The 3,271-nt window shown below is 40.3% G+C and carries 1 protein-coding gene; it reads left to right on the top strand.

Annotated elements, in window-relative coordinates:
* Positions 1-141 precede the first annotated feature (141 nt).
* Positions 142-3,271, top strand: a 3,130-nt coding sequence (locus AB1630_11580) for a right-handed parallel beta-helix repeat-containing protein (GenBank protein ID MEW6104433.1), incomplete at its 3' end; no start/stop codon positions are given.

Raw genomic sequence — 3,271 nt, 5'->3', positions numbered from 1 at the left:
GGGCTTCAACGGCTTGATGATCTAACCGCTATGTGGAAGATTTTTATGGAACTTATCCCCCATTCATTATCTCCCTGATTTGTCCAGTAAAAGATGTGGGTAAAGATAAGCTCTAAAAGAGGGGAATAGGAGGTAAGTGAAATGAAAAGACAAATCTTTGCGTCTTTAGTAGTTTTAGGGTTTTTGGCTTTTAAGCCAATTTGGGCAGAGACTTATGTTTATGGGACAATTACAGGTGATACAACCTGGAATTTGGCAGGAAGCCCATATATTGCAACCGATACGGTATATGTCGCCAATGGGGTCAAATTAACCATTGAGCCAGGTGTAACCGTAAGGTTTGCCACAGAGACATCTTTAATTTGCTACGGCACATTGAATGCAATAGGCACACCCCTTGGCACGATTACATTTACTTCCAGCCAAACTACTCCTCTTGCTGGAGACTGGAAGGGAATCAAGCTCTCTGGAAGCGGAACAGATGGGAGTCAGATTAGCTATTGCAATATTGGATATGCAAAACAGGCAGTTTATTTGGAAAATGTATCTGAGATTGTGATTATGAATAATTTTATTCACGATAATAAAGGAAAAAACAGTAATTTTCTAAACGGAACAGGAGAAATTGGAGTGGGAGTTTATCTTTCACATTCAATAAGTAGTATTATATCAAACAATGTAATTTTAAATAATATGGGAGGAAAAGGAGGACCCGGTTATGATTGGGTTCAGGGTGGCTCTGGTGGAATTGGCTGTGGAATATACCTTTCTTCTTCAAGAAATACTACAATTTCACAAAATATAATTTCTCAAACTCGAGGGGGAGAAGGAGGGGAGAGTATTTACGGTCAATGGGGTCACCTTGGTGGCTCTGGTGGAATTGGCTGTGGAATATACCTTTCTTCTTCAACAAACACTACAATTTCACAAAATATAATTTTTCAAACTCAAGGAGGAGATGGGGGATGGGGTGGTTCTTGGAACTCAGGTGGCTTTGGTGGAATTGGCTGTGGAATATACCTTTCTTCTTCAACAAACACTACAATTTCACAAAATATAATTTCTCAAACTCAAGGAGGAGAAGGAAAACAGGGTAGTGGTTTTGGTTCAGGTGGCTCTGGTGGAATTGGCTGTGGAATATACCTTTCTTCTTCAACAAACACTACAATTTCACAAAATATAATTTTTCAAACTCAAGGAGGAGAAGGAGGAAAGGGAGGAGGGGATAGAAACTACCCAGCCTCAGGTGGCTCTGGTGGAATTGGCTGTGGAATATACCTTTCTTCTTCAAGAAATACTACAATTTCACAAAATACAATATCATCAAACATAGGCGGTCAAGGAGGAGCAAGTAACTCTGGTTCAGGTGGCTCTGGTGGAATTGGTACAGGTATTTATCTTTCAAATTCAACCAACAATACAATCTTACAAAATACAATTTCAAATAACACAGGAGGAAATAGAGGAAGTCCTGGACCTTGGGGAGGATATGGTAGCTATGGCCAAGGTTATGGAATATATTCTATTTCAAACTCTAGTTCTGAAATCCATTGTAATAATCTTTCAGGCAACAAAAACGGCGACTTAACTAAAGGCTATGGTGTCTATCATGATGGAAGCTCAGGAACAATCTCTGCAACCTACAATTGGTGGGGTGCAAATTCTGGACCAGAGCATCCTATAACAAATCCATCAGGACAAGGGGATAAGGTAAGTGATTGGGTTGATTATTGGCCTTGGACAGCAATTACTTTGGTTAATCCAAATTCAGGTCCAATTGGAACAATAGTTACAATTGAAGGACAAGGGTTTACCACCCAAACCCAAGTTTTTATAGACTTTGGCACACATCCAACCATAGCTGCAAGAGAATCAAGTATAACTGGCACATTTTCCATAACCTTTATGGTGGATACTCAACCTGTTTGCACAAAGGTTATTACTGCTAGAAATGAATATGGAAAGAGTGCTACTACGCTTTTTAAACTTATGAGTGGGATTCTGGGAGTTTCATTAAGCAAAGAAGGTCCATCTTTTGCCCTGTCTCAATCAACCATAACCTATACCCTTTATTATAAAAATACAGGAACAACAGTCCTTTCTGATGTTTTTCTTAAAGACCACTTACCCAATGGAGCTATCCAAACCTTTAACCTGGGATTGCTAAATCCTAATCAAGAAGGCTCAAAAACCATCAAATATTTCATTCAAGAACAGGGTTCATCCACTATTACAAACTATGCAACCATTACAGGCACATTAGAGGTAAGTTGTGCCGAAGGAGTAGTTACAGCTTATTCTTCCTGCTCAACCCATGTTACTTTCATTCCTGAGATTACAAATCTTACGCCTACATCTGGCCCGATTGGCACAATAATTACCATTCAAGGCCAAAACTTTGCCACAAGTTCTTCTGTTTCTATTGATTTTGGCACCCATCGGACAATCACCACAACCCTTTCAGACGAACATGGCTCATTCTCAACCACCTTCATCGTAGACACCCAGCCATCCTGCACAAAGATTATAACCGCAAGAGACTCTTATGGAAATTATGCAATAACAACCTTTAAGATCCAAGGTGCATTTATTACAAAGCTCTTACCAACCTCATGCTCTGTTGGAAGCATAATAACAATAGAGGGAGTAGGTTTTGCTGGTTCATCTTTAAGCATAGATTTTGGAACAATGCCAACCATAACAACAGCCTATTCATCAACCAATGGCACCTTCTCTATAACCTTTGTGGTCAACACCCAACCCCCTTGCACAAAGATTATTACTGTATCTGACTTCAAGGAAACAGCAACTACAATATTCTTCCTCATTCCAAGCCCAAGGATTACCTTGCTTACCCCTCAATCAGGCCCTACTGGAACAATTGTAACCATAGCAGGCTCTGGCTTTGGACCAAATACACCTATAACCATTGCCTTTGGAACAAATCCAAATATCACAAATACCCTCTCATCGGCGATTGGTTCTTTCTTAGCCACATTTATTGTAGATACGCAGCCTCTCTGCACAAAGGTAATCACCGCCTCAGGGGATTCCTGCATTGGAGAAATCTTTGTTACAACAACATTTAAGCTTATAGGCATCCCAGGTATATCCTTAGAAAAATCTGGTCCAGAACAAGCCCTAACCCTATCCACCCTAACCTATACCCTTCTTTACCAAAACACAGGACAAACAGAGCTTAATGATGGGGTTATTGAGGATACCCTGCCTGATGGCACAACAAAGAGCTTTCTCCTTCCCTGCCTAGCCC

The organism is bacterium (assembly GCA_040753555.1).
Lineage (GTDB): Bacteria > UBA9089 > UBA9088 > UBA9088 > UBA9088 > JBFLYE01.
This window is presented reverse-complemented; position numbering and strand designations above follow the sequence as displayed.